16 protein-coding genes are annotated in these 14,737 nt (G+C 74.0%); 8 read left to right on the top strand and 8 right to left on the bottom strand.

The annotated features are described in order from the left end of the window. The first annotated feature begins 129 nt into the window (after positions 1 to 129). Positions 130 to 1,635 (top strand): alpha/beta hydrolase, encoded by a 1,506-nt coding sequence (locus OP86_RS30555; protein WP_030058223.1) that lies wholly within the window; start codon positions 130 to 132, stop codon positions 1,633 to 1,635. A 178-nt stretch (positions 1,636 to 1,813) separates the two neighbouring features. Next, on the top strand, positions 1,814 to 4,117 hold the full coding sequence (locus OP86_RS30550; protein ID WP_267883127.1) for a transglycosylase domain-containing protein: 2,304 nt from the start codon (positions 1,814 to 1,816) through the stop codon (positions 4,115 to 4,117). A 64-nt stretch (positions 4,118 to 4,181) separates the two neighbouring features. Here OP86_RS30550 and OP86_RS30545 read toward each other — a convergent pair whose 3' ends face one another. Together OP86_RS30545 and OP86_RS30540 are read right to left on the bottom strand one after the other, a co-directional pair. Further along, positions 4,182 to 4,781: a hypothetical protein gene (locus tag OP86_RS30545; RefSeq protein ID WP_158707037.1), complete on the bottom strand. Its 600-nt coding sequence runs from the start codon at positions 4,779 to 4,781 to the stop codon at positions 4,182 to 4,184. 19 nt (positions 4,782 to 4,800) lie between these two features. Beyond that, positions 4,801 to 5,349 carry an RBBP9/YdeN family alpha/beta hydrolase gene (locus OP86_RS30540; RefSeq protein WP_030058219.1) on the bottom strand — a complete coding sequence of 183 codons (549 nt, stop codon included), beginning with the start codon at positions 5,347 to 5,349 and terminating at the stop codon, positions 4,801 to 4,803. Positions 5,350 to 5,605: 256 nt separating this feature from the next. On the opposite strand from OP86_RS30540, the gene OP86_RS30535 reads away from it, so the two are divergent. Beyond that, complete coding sequence (locus tag OP86_RS30535) at positions 5,606 to 6,172, top strand: DJ-1/PfpI family protein (protein ID WP_030058218.1); 567 nt, start codon at positions 5,606 to 5,608, stop codon at positions 6,170 to 6,172. 150 nt (positions 6,173 to 6,322) lie between these two features. Beyond that, positions 6,323 to 6,850, top strand: coding sequence for a gamma carbonic anhydrase family protein (locus OP86_RS30530; RefSeq protein ID WP_030058217.1), 528 nt, complete (start codon positions 6,323 to 6,325; stop codon positions 6,848 to 6,850). Here the strand turns inward: OP86_RS30530 and OP86_RS30525 are convergent. Then, positions 6,847 to 8,040: an MFS transporter gene (locus tag OP86_RS30525; protein ID WP_030260492.1), complete on the bottom strand. Its 1,194-nt coding sequence runs from the start codon at positions 8,038 to 8,040 to the stop codon at positions 6,847 to 6,849. The two genes, OP86_RS30530 and OP86_RS30525, sit on opposite strands and share 4 nt — an antisense overlap. A gap of 153 nt (positions 8,041 to 8,193) precedes the next feature. Between OP86_RS30525 and OP86_RS30520 the strand changes: the two genes are divergently transcribed. The 4 genes from OP86_RS30520 to OP86_RS34390 all read left to right on the top strand — a co-directional run bounded on the left by OP86_RS30520 (position 8,194) and on the right by OP86_RS34390 (position 10,065). After that, positions 8,194 to 8,430 (top strand): DUF2277 domain-containing protein, encoded by a 237-nt coding sequence (locus OP86_RS30520; protein ID WP_030058215.1) that lies wholly within the window; start codon positions 8,194 to 8,196, stop codon positions 8,428 to 8,430. A gap of 90 nt (positions 8,431 to 8,520) precedes the next feature. After that, entirely contained in the window at positions 8,521 to 8,757 is a 237-nt protein-coding gene (locus OP86_RS30515; protein WP_030260495.1) for a DUF6296 family protein, read from the top strand. Between the two features lie 67 nt (positions 8,758 to 8,824). After that, positions 8,825 to 9,127, top strand: a complete 303-nt coding sequence (locus OP86_RS30510; protein WP_030058214.1) for a DUF427 domain-containing protein — start codon at positions 8,825 to 8,827, stop codon at positions 9,125 to 9,127. A 29-nt stretch (positions 9,128 to 9,156) separates the two neighbouring features. Then, positions 9,157 to 10,065, top strand: a complete 909-nt coding sequence (locus OP86_RS34390; protein WP_063832488.1) for a hypothetical protein — start codon at positions 9,157 to 9,159, stop codon at positions 10,063 to 10,065. 19 nt (positions 10,066 to 10,084) lie between these two features. On the opposite strand, the gene OP86_RS30500 is transcribed toward OP86_RS34390, so the two are convergent. From OP86_RS30500 to OP86_RS30485, 5 genes are all read right to left on the bottom strand, one after another. Further along, complete coding sequence (locus OP86_RS30500) at positions 10,085 to 10,423, bottom strand: hypothetical protein (RefSeq protein WP_051831028.1); 339 nt, start codon at positions 10,421 to 10,423, stop codon at positions 10,085 to 10,087. A 126-nt stretch (positions 10,424 to 10,549) separates the two neighbouring features. Continuing rightward, on the bottom strand, positions 10,550 to 10,714 hold the full coding sequence (locus OP86_RS36990; RefSeq protein ID WP_157849882.1) for a hypothetical protein: 165 nt from the start codon (positions 10,712 to 10,714) through the stop codon (positions 10,550 to 10,552). 158 nt (positions 10,715 to 10,872) lie between these two features. After that, the gene (locus OP86_RS30495; RefSeq protein WP_030058211.1) at positions 10,873 to 12,084 is read right to left on the bottom strand and encodes a cytochrome P450; all 1,212 of its coding nucleotides are present in this window, start codon (positions 12,082 to 12,084) and stop codon (positions 10,873 to 10,875) included. Positions 12,085 to 12,192: 108 nt separating this feature from the next. Next, positions 12,193 to 12,411 (bottom strand): ferredoxin, encoded by a 219-nt coding sequence (locus tag OP86_RS30490; protein WP_030058210.1) that lies wholly within the window; start codon positions 12,409 to 12,411, stop codon positions 12,193 to 12,195. A gap of 273 nt (positions 12,412 to 12,684) precedes the next feature. Beyond that, positions 12,685 to 14,238 (bottom strand): ATP-dependent DNA ligase, encoded by a 1,554-nt coding sequence (locus tag OP86_RS30485; protein WP_033334076.1) that lies wholly within the window; start codon positions 14,236 to 14,238, stop codon positions 12,685 to 12,687. Positions 14,239 to 14,737: the final 499 nt, after the last annotated feature.

Below are 14,737 nucleotides of genomic sequence, written 5' to 3'. Positions count from 1 at the left end.
CCCACCCCCGACCCCACCGGAGGCCGCACCCGGATGCGGCCTCCACCCGGCGGGCGGGGGATTACCCCACCCCCGACCGGCCCGCTGCCCGGATGGGCCCAAGTCCCCTGTCGCAGCAGACTCTTGGGCATGCCGAAGAACATGATCGCCAGCACCGCCGCCGCGACCGCGGCCGCTGCCCTCGCCGTCACCGCGCTGACCGCTCTGCCTGCCGCCGCCGACGCACCGAACCAGGGCAAGGACCGCCTCGCCTGGTCGGCCTGCGGCGGGAAGACCGACCCTCGTCAGCAGTGCGCCACCGTCACCGTCCCACTCGACTACCGCGATCCGCAGGGCGAGCAGATCACCCTCGCGATCTCCCGCATCCCCGCCGCCAAGCCGGCCCTGCGCCACGGCGTTCTGCTCACCATCCCCGGCGGGCCGGGCGGCTCGGGCCTGGACATCCCCGGCAGCGCGGCCCAGCGCCTCCCGCAGTCCGTCCTGGACCGCTTCGACCTGGTCGGCTTCGACCCGCGCGGCGTCGGCCGCTCCACCCCGGTCAGCTGCGACCTCGACCGCTCCGACCTGGCGATGGTCAAGCTGCGCCCCTGGCCCGCCGCCGACGGCTCGATCGACGGGAACGTCGCCTACGAGCGCCGCGTCGCCGAGACCTGCGCCCGCAACGGCGGCCCGGTACTGCGCAGCATCTCCACCGCGAACGAGGCCCGCGACATCGACGGCATCCGCCGGGCCCTCGGCGAGCGCCGCCTCTCCGCCTGGGGCACCTCGTACGGCACCTACCCGGGCGCCGTCTACGCCACCATGTTCCCGCAGCGGACCGACCGGATCGTGCTGGACAGCAACGACAACCCGGACCCGACCCGGGTGGAGCGCGGCTGGCTCGCCGCCTTCGGCCGGGGCGTCGAGGACCGCTTCCCGGACTTCGCCGCGTGGGCGGCGTCGCCCGGCAATCCGGACCGGGTCGCGGACACCCCCGAGGAGGTCCGTCCGCTCTTCCTCGACCTCGCCGCCCGCCTGGACCGGGCGCCGCTGCCCTGGCCCGGCGCCGACCCGGCGGAGCTGAACGGGAACGTGCTGCGCGAGACCATGCTGCAGAGCCTGTACGCGGACGCCAAGTTCCCCGACCTGGCCCGGCTGATGCTGGCCGGCCTCGGCCGCCGCCCGCTGCCCGCCCCGGCGGCGCTGCCCGAGCAGGCCGTGCAGGCCGTGCAGAACACCATCGCCGTCTCGGTCGGCACCCTGTGCAACGACGTCACGTGGCCGACCGACCCGGCCGGGTACGTCAAGGACGTCGCCGCCGAGCGGGCCGCCCATCCGCTCACCGCGGGCATGCCGGTGAACGTGATGCCCTGCGCCTTCTGGCCGTTCGCGCCCGCCGAGCCGCCGGTGACGGTGACCGACCGCGGCCCGGCGAACGTCCTGCTGGCCCAGAACCTGCGCGACGTCGCCACCCCGTACCAGGGCGCGCTCAAGCTGCGTGCGGCGTTCGGTGACCGGGCCCGGATGGTGACGGTGGACTCCGGCGGCCACGACGTCTACGTCGCCAACGGGAACGCCTGCGGCGACGCGGTGGTGACGGACTACCTGGTCACCGGCAGGCGCCCGGCCGAGGACGTCTTCTGCCCGGCGAGCTGAGCGCCCGCTGAGCGATTCCCCGGGCACGCGGGAGCAACAGGCCGTAGGCGAACGGTCCTTGCCCCTGCGTGCACGTCCGTTCGACCCTCGTGAATGAGTCGAATCTGTCGCGATTTTGTGACAATCCTTCGCCAACACCCGCCCCACGCAGGGTGTTCACGGCCGTAATGTTCGAACTATGTCACCGAAGAGCCGCATACCCGCCCCGGATCCGGGCGACACCTGGGTGCCCCGCCCGAGGCGCCGTGAGACCCCGCTCGGAATGCTGGGCCATGCGGCCAAGTTCCTCGGCGCCAGTGTGCTCGGCGGCGTGCTGCTGGCAGGGCTGGTCCTCCCGGCGGCCGGCGCCGTCGGGCTCGGTGCGAAGAGCGGCGCCGAGGGCTTCGAGAACATCCCCGACGACTTCAAGACCCCGCCGCTGACCCAGGCCACCCAGATCTTCGACGCCAAGGGCGGCCTGATCGCCAAGGTCTACGAGCGGGACCGCACCGTCCTCACGGCCGAGCAGATGTCCCCGCTGATCCGCCAGGCGCAGGTGGACATCGAGGACGCCCGCTTCTACGAGCACGGCGCGGTGGACCTCAAGGGCATCCTGCGGGCCGTCACCAAGAACGCCGAGAGCGGAGCGACCGTGCAGGGCGCCTCCACCCTGACCCAGCAGTACGTCAAGAACGTCAACGTGGAGAAGGCCGGCGACGACCCGGAGGCGGTGCGCGAGGCGCAGCGCAAGACGCTCGGCCGCAAGATCCAGGAACTCCGGTACGCCATCAAGCTGGAGGAGGACCTGACCAAGGAGCAGATCCTCACCAACTACCTCAACATCACCTTCTACGGCCACCAGGCGTACGGCATCCAGGCCGCCTCCCAGCGCTACTTCGGCAAGGACGCCAAGGACCTCACCCTGCCCGAGGCGGCGATGCTCGCCGGGCTGGTGCAGAACCCTTCGCAGTACGACCCGAAGCTGCACCCGGTGGCCGCGCAGAAGCGCCGCGACACCGTCATCGACAAGATGGTGGAGAGCAAGCACATCACCGCGGCGCAGGCCAAGGAGGCCAAGGCCGCCCCGCTCGGCCTCAACTACCGTGACCCGCAGAACGGTTGCATCACCGCCAAGGCCGGCATGGGCTTCTTCTGCGACTACGTGCGGCACGTCGTCAAGCAGGACCCGGCCTTCGGCAAGAGCGCGGCCGAGCGCACGAAGCTGTGGGACACCGGCGGCCTGAACATCTACACCACGCTGGACCCGGACAAGCAGGCCGCCGCCCAGAACGCCGTCTCCACCAAGGTGTACGTCACCGACCCGGTCTCCGCGGCGATGACGATGGTCCAGCCCGGCACCGGCGACATCCTGGCGATGGCGCAGACCCGCCCGTACGGCCTCGCCAAGGAGAAGAACGAGACCGTCGTCAACTACAACGTGGACGCGGCGATGGGCGGAGGCATCGGCTTCCAGCCCGGCTCCAACTTCAAGCCGATCGTGGCCGCCGCCGCCCTGGAGGCCGGTCTGTCGTCCACCCAGCGCTACGACTCGCCGAACCGCATGGACTGGCCGACCATGAAGACCTGCGACGGCACCTGGAAGAACCTCAGCAAGGGCAAGAAGGACGGGACGATCCCCAACGAGTCCGAGTCCGAGAAGGGCCCGTACGAGCTCAAGCAGGCGATGGCGCTCTCCGTGAACACCTACTTCGTGCAGATGGAGCAGGAGATCGGCCTCTGCGCGGTCAAGCAGATGGCCAACAAGCTGGGCGTGGCCGGCAAGGCGGACGGCTCGGCGCTCCAGGAGGTGCCCGCGCTCGGCCTCGGCACCCAGGAGGTCAGCCCGCTGACCATGGCCAACGTGTACGCGACCTTCGCCGCCCGCGGGACGTACTGCGCGCCGGTGGCGATCAGCCGGATCAGCACGGTGGACGGCAAGGACGTGCCGGTGCCGCCGGCCCGGTGCAGCCAGGCGATGTCCGAGGACACCGCCGACGTGATCAACACCGTGCTGCTCGGGGTGACGGAGAAGGGCGGCACCGCCCGGGACCTCGGCCTGGACGACGGCCGCCAGATCGCGGGCAAGACCGGTACCACGGACGAGAAGAAGTCGGCCTGGTTCACCGGCTACACGGGCAACCTGGCCGGTTCGGTCTGGCTCGGCAGCCCGGGCACCAAGGTGCCGATGCGCAACATCCGGATCGGCGGCAGGTACCAGGCCGAGGTGTTCGGCGCGACCGGCCCCGGGCCGATCTGGCAGCAGGCGATGAGCGATGCCGTCCGGGGCCTGCCGGAGAAGGACTTCACCACCGTCTACATCCCGGACCCGCCCAAGCGCGACCCGAACTGCACCACCTCCAGCGGCTCCCCGAGCCCGGTCACCTGCACCGGCGCCCCGGCCACGGGCGGCCCGGGCACGACCGGGAACACCGGCAAGCCGCGCGGCACCGACACGACCGGCCGCTCCGCCCCCTCCACCCCGGCGGCCCCCGAGGACCAGTGAGCCGGCTCCGAAGCCCGGCGCGGCCCGGCCGGCCCCGGTCCGCGGACGCCGCCGGTGGGCGGCCCTACCGTGCCTCGACCGGTTCGCCGCTGTCCTGGTCGAGGTTGAACACCCGCCGATAGGAGTCGGTCACCACGGTGATCTGCTCCCGGCCGGTCCAACTCGCCTCCACCAGCCGGGTGTCGTCCGGGCCCCCGCCGATGTCCGCCAGCGACCAGCGCCGCGCCTCCCAGCCCTCGCCGGACTCCAGCAGCACCTGCCAGTGCTCGCCCGGCGCCGGCCCGGTGGCGTACGAGCGGTGCACCACCACCAGGGCCCGCTCGGCCCCGGCCGGCGCCGTCTCCCGGCTGCGGGTCTCGGCCGCCGCGACCTTGTGCGCGGCCAGCACGCCGAGCACGAACACCACCCCGGCGGTCACCGTGACCGCCCGGGTGGCCGTCCGCAGCGCCGCGGCGCGCAGGTCGCCCAGCCAGGCGGCCGCGATCAGCGCGCCCAGTGCCGCCCCCAGCAGCAGTTCCGGCCGGTTGAGCAGGTCGGCGACGAGCATCCGCCCGCCCGATCGGCTCTCCCACTGACCCTCGGTGTACAGCAGTACGGCGGCCAGTCCGCAGGTCGCCAGCAGCCGGACCACGATGCGCCTGGCCCGTGACCTCCGCTTGTCCATCGTCCCCCCGTTCACGGTGTCACAGTTCGGCGAGCAGCTTGCGACCCTCCGGCCAGTCGCCCAGCCCGGAGTCCGAGTTGAGGTGCCCGTACGCGCCCGGCTCGACGTACCGGGCGCCCCAGGCCGCGGCGAAGGCACGGGCCCGCTCGGGGGAGACCCACGGGTCGTCGGTCGAGGAGACCACCACGGTCGGGAACGGGAACGCCTCCAGCGCCACCGGCCGGAAGTCCACCAGCTCCGGGACCTCGGCGGTGTCGATGTCGGCCGGGGCGACGAGCAGCGCGCCCCGGACGGCGGCGGTCCGCGCGGCGGGGGCGGTGGCCACCCAGCGCGCGGCCGTGATGCAGCCCAGGCTGTGGGCGACCAGCACCACCGGGCCCTCGGCGGCGGCCGCCGCGACCGCCGCGTCCACCCGGGCCACCCAGTCCTCCCGCTCCGGGTGGTCCCAGTCCGCCTGCTCGACCCGACGGAAGGCCTCCGGCTCGGCGGCCTCCCAGTGGGTCTGCCAGTGCTCGGGGCCCGAGTTCTGGTAGCCGGGGAGGACGAGGTAGGTGGTGCGGTCCGGCATGGGCTCCTCCAGGTGAAGGCGGGTCGTGGGCAGCAGGAGTCTAGGCCGCGCCCGGCCGGGTGCCGAAGCCGGGCGGTCACCCGGCGCACACTCCGCGCAACCGGCGCGCGCGCCTCCGTATGCGCCGCCGTACGCCCGGTGCGCCCTGTTGCCAACCGCACGGCGGGTACGGGAGGTTGGACCGGGCCCGGGCCGGCCGCCAACGTCCGGTGCCCACAACGGACCTGAGGCTCGACCACGTGGAGGGATGTCGGCGATGACATCGAAGATCCTGCTCGTCACCGGGGACGCCGCCGAGTCGTTGGAGGTGTTCTACCCGTACCAGCGGTTGCGCGAGGAGGGCTACCAGGTCGACATCGCGGCCCCGACCAAGAAGCGCCTGCAGTTCGTGGTGCACGACTTCGTCGAGGGCTACGACACCTACACCGAGAAGCCCGGCTACACCTGGCCCGCCGACATCGCCCTCGCCGACGTCGACCCGGCCGACTACGTGGCCCTGGTCATCCCCGGCGGCCGCGCCCCCGAGTACCTGCGCAACGACCCGGACGTGCAGCGGATCGCGCAGCACTTCTTCGCCGGGGACAAGCCCGTCGCACAGATCTGCCACGGCCCGCTGATCACCGCCGCCGCCGGCGTCCTGGACGGCCGCCGTACCTCCGCCTACCCGGCGCTGGCCCCGGACATCAAGGCGGCCGGCGCCGAGTTCGTCGAGGCCGAGGCCGTGGTGGACGGCGTGGTCGTCTCGGCCCGCGCCTGGCCCGACCACCCGGCGTGGCTGCGCGCCTTCATCGAGGTGCTGCGCAAGCACGCCCCGCTCGCCTGACCGGTCCGCCCGCACGCACGCGGAGCCGTACCGCCCTCTGCGGCCCCCAGCCCCCGACCGGACACACACCGCTGCCAACAGGGACCGACCCTCTACGCTGACCGCCGGGTCGTACGACCGTGCGGCCGACCGTCAGCAGGAGGACGAGACATGGCAGAGCCGCTGATCGCCGCAGTCGGGGGCCGGGTGCCCGCCGTCGACCCGAGCGCCTTCGTCGCGCCGAACGCCGTGGTGGTGGGGGACGTGACCGTCGGCGCGGGCGCGAGCGTCTGGTACGGCGCGGTGCTGCGCGCGGACGCCGAGTCCATCAGCGTCGGCGCGGGCAGCAACATCCAGGACAACTGCACCCTGCACGCCGACCCCGGCTTCCCGCTGGTGGTCGGCGAGCGGATCTCGGTGGGCCACAACGCGGTCCTGCACGGCTGCACGGTCGAGGACGACGTGCTGGTGGGCATGAACGCCACCGTGCTGAACGGCGCCCGGATCGGCACCGGCTCGCTGGTCGCGGCCGGCGCGGTGGTGCCGCAGGGCATGGTCGTCCCGCCCGGCTCCCTGGTCGCGGGCGTCCCGGCCAAGGTCCGCCGCGAGCTGACCGAGGACGAGCGGACGGGCATCAAGGCCAACGGCGAGGGCTACCGACTGCTCGCCGACGCCCACCGGGAGATCGCGGGTTCCTAGGAACCGACCAGGACGGTGGCGGCCGGCTCCGCGACGGCGGGCGCGGGCCGCCGCCGGTCGGCCGCCCAGGCGAGCACCGCGATCAGCGCGCCCGCGCCGGCCAGGCCCGCGCCGACCAGCGTGGGCGAGGTCCAGCCGAGCCCGGCGTCCAGGGCCAGCCCGCCGAGGTAGGCGCCCTGGGCGTTGGCCAGGTTGAAGGCGCCCTGCACCGTCGCGGAGGCCAGCGTCGGCGCGCTGCGCGCCTTCTGCAGCACCAGGGTCTGCACGGCCGGCACGATCGCGAAGCCGAACAGTCCGACCAGCATCACGGTCACGGCCGCCGACCAGCGGGCGTGCGCGGTCACCGCGAACAGCGCCAGGGTGGCGGAGAGCAGCACGAAGGCCGCGCAGACGGTCGGTCGCAGCGCCCGGTCGGCGGCGAACCCGCCGAGCACGTTGCCGATGGTCATCCCGACCCCGAACAGCGCCAGCACCAGGGTGACCGAGCCGGTGGCGTACCCGGAGACCTCGGTGAGCAGCGGCGCGATGTAGCTGTAGCAGGCGAAGAAGCCGCCGCAGCCGAACACCACGGTGGCCAGCGCCAGCCACAGCTGCCCGCTGCGGAAGGCCCGCAGCTCGTGCCGGAGCCCGGACTGGCCCGGGGAGGGCAGCTCCGGCACCAGCCTGGCGATGGCGAGCGTCCCGGCGGCGGCGATCAGGACCACCACCAGCATGGTCGCCCGCCAGCCCAGGTGCTGGCCGAGCAGGGTGGCGGCCGGGACACCGACGATGTTGGCGACGGTCAGCCCGGAGAACATCACGGCGACCGCGCGGGCCCGCCGCTCCGGTGCGACCAGATCGGCCGCGGCGACGGCTCCGGCCCCGAAGAAGGCGCCGTGCGGCAGCCCGGTGATCAGCCGGGCGGCGGCCAGCGTCCAGAAGTCGGGTGCCAGCGCGCACAGCAGGTTGCCGACCGTGAACAGCCCGGCCAGTGCCACCAGCACGGCCTTGCGGGGGCGTCCGGCGGCCAGCGCGGTCAGCAGCGGCGCGCCGATCACCACGCCGAGCGCGTACGCCGAGATCAGCCAGCCCGCCTGCGGGATGGAGATGTGCAGGCTGTCGGCGACCTGGGGGAGGAGTCCCATGGCGGCGAATTCGGTGGTGCCGATGGCGAACGCGGTGACGGCCAGCGCGAGCAGCGCGAGGGGCAAGGGAGTGACTCCGGGGTGATGCCGACGACCGGGGGAGCGCGCGGCGGACGAATTCGTTCGTCCGGAATCCTAATCCGGTCGGATTACCGCCTCGTGTGGCCCGGGTGACGAAAGGGGGTCGCCAGCGCGGCCTCCGCGCGCGAGACTGGGGGCATGTGCCGCAACATCAAGACGCTGCGACCGCCCGTGACGCCCCGGGCCGACGAGGACGACTTCCGCGCCGCCGCGCTGCAGTACGTCCGCAAGGTCTCCGGGTTCCGCGCCCCGGCGGCGCACAACCGGGAGGCCTTCGACCGGGCCGTGGACGCGGTCGCCGAGGCCACCGCCCGGCTGCTCGCCGAGTTGGAGGTCCGCGGCTCGCACGCCCGGGCCGTCGAGGCGGTCGGGTAGCGCCCTCGGGCGCGGACGGCAGCGGACGTCCCCGGATGCCCGCCGACATCCGCCATCCGCCGACATCGGTGAAGGGAGCAGGAACCGGAGATGAACCCCGCCAAGCGTTACGCCCTCACCTTCCCCGGCACCCCCGGCACCCAGGCCCCGCAGGACGTCGTGGTGGTCACCCGCACCAGCGCGTCCGGCCCGGGCGGCCACCCGGTGTACGAGGACGAGAGCGGCATCGTCCGGGCCGAGATCAGCGACGCCGGCGAGGTCCGGATGCTCGCCAGCGGCGGCCACCAGACCCCGCACCTGCCGGTCCACGCCCACCCGCTGCCCTGACGCCGGAAACCCGCCGGATCCCCGGAACCGCTGGCCGTCGCGGGCCTGCCTCGGGCACAATCACCGCATGATCACAGCGAGTTGGCAGGGCGTCGTCATCGCCGAGAGCGAGGACACCGTCCTCGTCGAGGGCAACCACTACTTCCCGATCGAGTCGGTCCGCGCGGAGTACCTGCGGCCCTCCGAGACGACCACGGTGTGCAGCTGGAAGGGCACCGCCGGCTACTACACCCTGGAGGTCGACGGGCAGACCAACCCCGACGCCGCCTGGTTCTACGCCGAGCCCAAGCCCGAGGCCGAGCACGTGCGCGGCCGGGTGGGGTTCTGGCACGGGGTCGAGGTCACCGAGTCGGCGACGGTCACCGCGTAGCCCCCGGGCCGTGGGGGTACGTGATCCCCATGGCAGTCTTCCGCAGGCCGGGGCGCTCCCGGCCGACCCCCGAACCGGACCTGGGCGAGCAGCTCGCCGACCTCGTCGAGGAGTCCGAGCAGCCGGAGCAGGAGGGCCCGGTCGCCGCGAACGCCGAGCAGCGGCGCGGTCGCGGCCGCGCCGTGGTGCTGCAGGCCGCCCGTCGGCTCGGCGACGCCGGGTGGGCCGCCGCCCGGGGCGCCGCGTACGGCGGCAAGGTCCTCACCGAGCAGTTGGTGCAGGCCGCACCGCGGATCCCGGTGCGCGACCTCGCCACCCTGCGGGCCCAGCACCCGGGCGCGGCCTCCCCGGAGCAGCTGGCCGACCTGCTGGCCACCGGCGCCGTCCGGGCCTCCGGCGCGCTCGGGGCGGGCGTCGGCGCGGCGGCGATGATGCCGGTGCCGCCCGCGATGCCGGTGGAGATCGCGGCCGAGACGCTCGCGGTGGCGGCCGTGGAGATCAAGCTGATCGCCGAGCTGCACGAGGTCTACGGCACTCCGGCGCAGGGCAGCGCCACCCAGCGGGCGGGCGCCTACCTCGGCGCGTGGGCCGACCGCCGCGGGATCGACGCGACGCTGCTGGTGCGGCCCGCCGGCTTCGCCGGGCTGGCCATCGGTGCGGAGGTGCGCCGCCAGGTGCGCCGCCGGCTCACCCGCAGCTCGCTGCGCCACCTGCCCTCACTGACGCCGCTGCTGGTCGGCGCCGGCATCGGCGCCACGATGAACCGGCGCGACACCCGCCGGCTGGCGGAGGAGGTCCGGGCGGACCTGCGCTCCCGCCCGCCGGCGGACCGCGCCTACTGGGCCGCGGCCGCGCCGGTGGTGAAGGGCGAGACGGCGCCGGATGCTGCGCCGGTGGTGAAGGGCGAGACGGTGCCGGACGCCGACGAGGCCCCCTAGTCAGGACCCGCCGGGACGGTCAGGGCGCCGGTGTCGTCGGGGCGCCCGCGCCCCGGCCCGCCTTGACGCCGTTCACCATCGCTTGGTGGATGGCCCGTGCGGTGGTCTCGTCGGCCGCCGGTACCGGACTGCCGGACACCGTGTACCAGTCCAGCGCGCCGGTGTACTGCACGGTGAGCCGCGCCTCGCCGTCCACCCAGGTGGTGTGCACGGTGAGGTCGCCGGAGATCGGGCCGACCTCGCTGGTGGTGACCCCTCCGGGGCCGCTGATGATGGACTGGGTGGTCCAGGTCGCCCACGACGCGCGCGGGTCCGCGGCCGGCTGGGCCTGCCGATTGCCTTGGTCGTGTTCAGTCATGCGCCTATCCTCCCCCGCCGGTGGGCCGCCGCCGGGGCAGCGACACCTGCGGTCGCGGCGACCGCCCGGTTCCACCGGGCGGTCGAGTACATGTGGGTCGAGTGCGTGTGTGCGTTCGGCGGACGGTCAGTCGAGTCGGCCGGATTCGTCCGGCAGCGCGTCGCCCTCCGCCTGGGAGGTGTCCTGCGCGTGCAGGTTCTGCATCGACGTGATGCCTTCCTCGGGGTCGGCGGCGCGGACGTCGTCGTCGCTGTCGGTGCTCACCTCGAACCGTTCGCTCATGTCGGTCATCGCGGGCTCCGTCTCATCGGCCGGTCCCGGCGCCGGGCCGCGGGCGCGGCGGGACCGGGTGGCTCTTTCGCTCTTCCAGCCTGCCCCCGCCGCTGCTCCGGGGCCAGCCGGGTGCCGACGCGCCGCGTGCCGGCACCCGGATCCGGACCGGGGAGCGGTCACCAGGTGACGGACAGCGACCGCATGCCGTAGATGAACGAGTCCGTCCGGAACGCCGGCTCGTGGCCGGGGGTGAGGCGCAGCCCGGGCAGTCGGCGGAACAGGGTGGCCAGGGCGATCTGCAGCTCGGCGCGGGCCAGCGGCTGGCCGAGGCACTGGTGCACGCCGAAACCGAAGGCCAGGTGCCGCCGGGCGTCCCGGTCCAGGTCCAGCTCGTCCACGGGCCGGTGGTCGGCGCCGCCGAACAGCGTCGCGTCCCGGTTGGCGGTGGAGAGCATCGCGATCACGCCCTCGCCGGCCCTGATCGTCGTCCCGCCCAGCTCCACGTCCTCCAGGGCCACCCGGGGCAGCCCGGTGTGGACGATGGTGAGGTGCCGCAGCAGTTCCTCCACCGCACCGGGCACCGCGGCCGGGTCGGCCAGCCTGGCGGCCTGTTCGGGCTGGTCCAGCAGGAGGGCGGTGGAGAGCGAGATCATGTTCGCGGTGGTCTCGTGTCCGGCGACCAGCAGCAGGATGCCGGTGTTGGCGGCCTCGCGCAGGGTGAGGTCGTCCCGGGCGGCGAGCCGGCTGAGGATGTCGTCCTCCGGCCGGGCCCGCTTGCGGGCCGTCAGCCCCTCCAGGTAGTCCAGCAGCTCCTCCTGGGCCTCCAGGAGTCGTTCGAGCCTGCTGGTGTTGCTGAGCAGCGTCCGGCTGAGCTCCTGGAAGAACTCGCGGTCCTCGTACGGGACGCCGAGCAGCAGGCAGATCACCAGCGAGGGGACGGGCAGCGCGAAGTCGGCGACCAGGTCGGCCTCGGTACGGCCCTCGGTCATCCGGTCCAGCGCCTCGTCGACGATCCGCTGGATGTCCGGGCGCATCGCCTCGACCCGCTTGACCAGGAAGTCCCCGGTGACCATCCGGCGCAGCCGGGCGTGCTCGGGGTCGTCCAGCCGCAGGAAGCTCGGGTTCTCGGCGATGATCTTCCGGCGGCCGGGGAGCAGGAACGGGAAGTTCGGGTGGCGCACGTCCGCGCTGAACCGGTGGTCGGACAGGATGGTGCGGACCTCGGCGTAGCCGGTGGCCAGCCAGCAGGACGTGCCCCCGGGCAGGTCCGCCCGGGTGACGGGGCCGGCGGCGGCCGCCTCGGTGTACGCGGGCGGCGGGGCGAACGGGCAGCCGGCGGAGCGCGGGGCCGGCAGCGGGACGGCGGGGGCGGTGGGTGTGCTCGTCAAGGTGGGGTCTCCTTGCGTCGCGGTGCTCTCCGGTGGGGGTCGGTGGTGGTGCCGGCGTTCCGTCGGTCGGTCGGTTCCGGTGGAGTCGGCGTCGTCAGCTGTCAGCTGTCAGCCGTCGACGGTGGCGGGCTCGTCCTCCGTGACGGTGATCGCACCGCCCGGGCAGAGCTGGGCGGCCAGTCGCAGATCGGCGAACTGCTCGGGCCTGTAGGTGGTTTGACGGAGTCTCACCAGGCTGTCCTGGTCGTCCTGGTCGAAGACCTCGGGAACGTTCGTGACACACATCCCGGAGCTGCAGCAGCGGTCCCGGTCGACGCTCACCCGCATGGTCGGGCACCTCTCGCCAGTGCGCCGCCGGCTGCCCGGCGGCGGCCTCTCGTTGTCATTGCCAACCTAACCGCCGCTGCTCCGCCCACGGAGTGCGCGGTGCCGGGATTGTCGAGAATGGCCGATTGGGCCCCCGTCGCAGCGCCCGGGCGGCGCGGAAGGTTTGAACCGACGTCACCCGCCGAACGCCGACCGCACCGCCCCCGACCGGCACACTTCCCGAATCGGCATACTGCCCGGCCCGGCCCGCCTCCCCGAACGTCCGGGCCCGCCTCACAGCCCCTCGGCGGCGGCGATCTCCCGTACGGTCGCGACGGTGTCGGCCTCCACGGCGTCCTTGTCCGGCCGGTAGCGCACCACCCGGGCGAACCGCAGCGCCAGCCCGGCGGGGTAGCGGGAGCTGCGCTGCAGGCCGTCGAAGGCGATCTCGACGACCAGCTCCGGGCGGACCCACACCGTCCATTCGTCCCGCTCGGTCTCCCGGGCCAGCAGTTCCGCCGTCTGCCAGGTGAGCGTCGCGTCGGTGAGGCCCTTGAAGGTCTTGCCGAGCATCACCCACGGGCCGAGCCCCGGCTCGCCCGCCGCCCGGGCGCCCAGGTGCAGGTTGCTGAGGAAGCCGCGCCGCCGCCCGCTGCCCCATTCGGCGGCCAGCACGACCAGGTCGAGGGTCAGCCGGGGCTTGACCTTGATCCAGCCAATACCGCGCCGCCCGGCCGCGTACCCGGCCGCCGGGTCCTTGACCAGGACGCCCTCGTGGCCGAGGGCCAGGGTGTCGCGGAAGAAGGCCAGCGCCCGCTCGCGGTCCCCGGTCTCGGTGCGGGCCACCCGGAGTTCCTGCGGGACCGCCCCGGCCAGCGCCGCCCAGCGCTCCCGCCCCGGACGGTCCACCAGGTCCTCGCCGTCCCGGTGCAGCAGGTCGAAGAAGTAGGCGTTGAGCGGGACTTCGGCGCGCAACCGCTGCGGATCCCGCCGTGAGGCGGTGCGCGCGGCGGTCTCCTGGAACGGGCGCGGCCGCCCGTCCGGACCGAGCGCGATCGCCTCGCCGTCCAGCACCGCCGATCGCAGCGGCAGTGCGAGCGCGGCCTCGGCCACCTCGGGAACCCGCGCGGTGATGTCGTCCAGGCTGCGGGTGAACACCGCGACCTCGCGGCCGTCCCGGTGCACCTGCACCCGGATCCCGTCCAGCTTCCACTCCAGCGCGGCCGGGCCGGTGCGCTCCAGCGCCGCGGCCACGTCCGGCGCGGAGGCGGCCAGCATCGGGCGCACCGCCCGCCCCACCTCCAGCCGGAACGCCGCCAGGGCCGCCACCCCGCCGGTCAGCGCCGCCTGCGCCACCGCGCGCGCCGAACCCCGGAACATCAGCGCCCGCCGCACCGCCGCCGCCGGCACCCCCGCCGCCTGCGCCACGGCGTCCCCGACCACCGCGTCCAGCGCCCCCTGCCGCAGGTCACCGACCAGCACCGCCCGCAGGAACCCCTGCTCCACCGCGGTCGCCCGCGCGAACAGCCCGTCCAACAGCCGCCGCCGCTCCGCCTGCGCCCCGGCCCCGTGCACCCCCGCGATCCGCTCCAGCTCGCGTTCCACCTCCCGTACGCCGAGCGAAGCCTCCGCCGCGGGCCCGGGCAGTCCGCGCAGCGCCGCCGGCCCGACCCCCGTTCGCAACCGCTGCGACTCCCCGGACAGCAGCGCCACCGCCGCCGGCCCCTCCGAGGGCCCCAACTCCTGCAGGCACCCGGCCAACAACCCCGTCTTCGCCCGCCGCCCCGGCTCCGCCGCCACCTCCCGCGACACCACCGCCAATTGTCGTCGGTCGCCGATGCTCCGCATGGACTCCCTCCTCCGCCTTGCGATGCACGCACCCCAACGCCGCACGCTGATCCGACGCGAATTGTCAGACACCCCCCAGCATCCGCGCCCGCCCCACCGGCCGCACCCCCTGCGCGTTCGCCCTCGCGTGACGGCGAGGCCTGGCGCGTCGCCGTCCCGTACGTGCGCCGGCAGGCTGCGACGGCCACGTGCCGGAGTGGAGCGCGGGGCGGCCGTTGTTGGCCGGGGTGGAGATCGGCCGAGTGCCGACGGGGCGTCATGCTGAGGCCCGCACGACGTCCTGACCCTGAGGGAGACCGAGTTGACATCCTCCCCGCCCTGAAGGAACGGGGATTCCCCTCAGCCTCGCGGCTGAGCCGCTGCGCGTGAGCGCTGCGGTGGGACGACTTCCTGCTTCATCGACGACTGCCCGCCCGGAGTGCTCCGTTGAGGTCTTACACCGTCTCCACAGGCCGACACCGCCAGTCCGGCGGCCAGAATGTTGCGGGCTGCGTTGACG

Source organism: Streptomyces novaecaesareae (assembly GCF_000716875.1).
Taxonomy (GTDB): Bacteria; Actinomycetota; Actinomycetes; order Streptomycetales; family Streptomycetaceae; genus Kitasatospora; species Kitasatospora novaecaesareae.
Note: the sequence above shows the minus strand (reverse complement) of the source record. Positions and strands in the feature narration are given on the sequence as shown.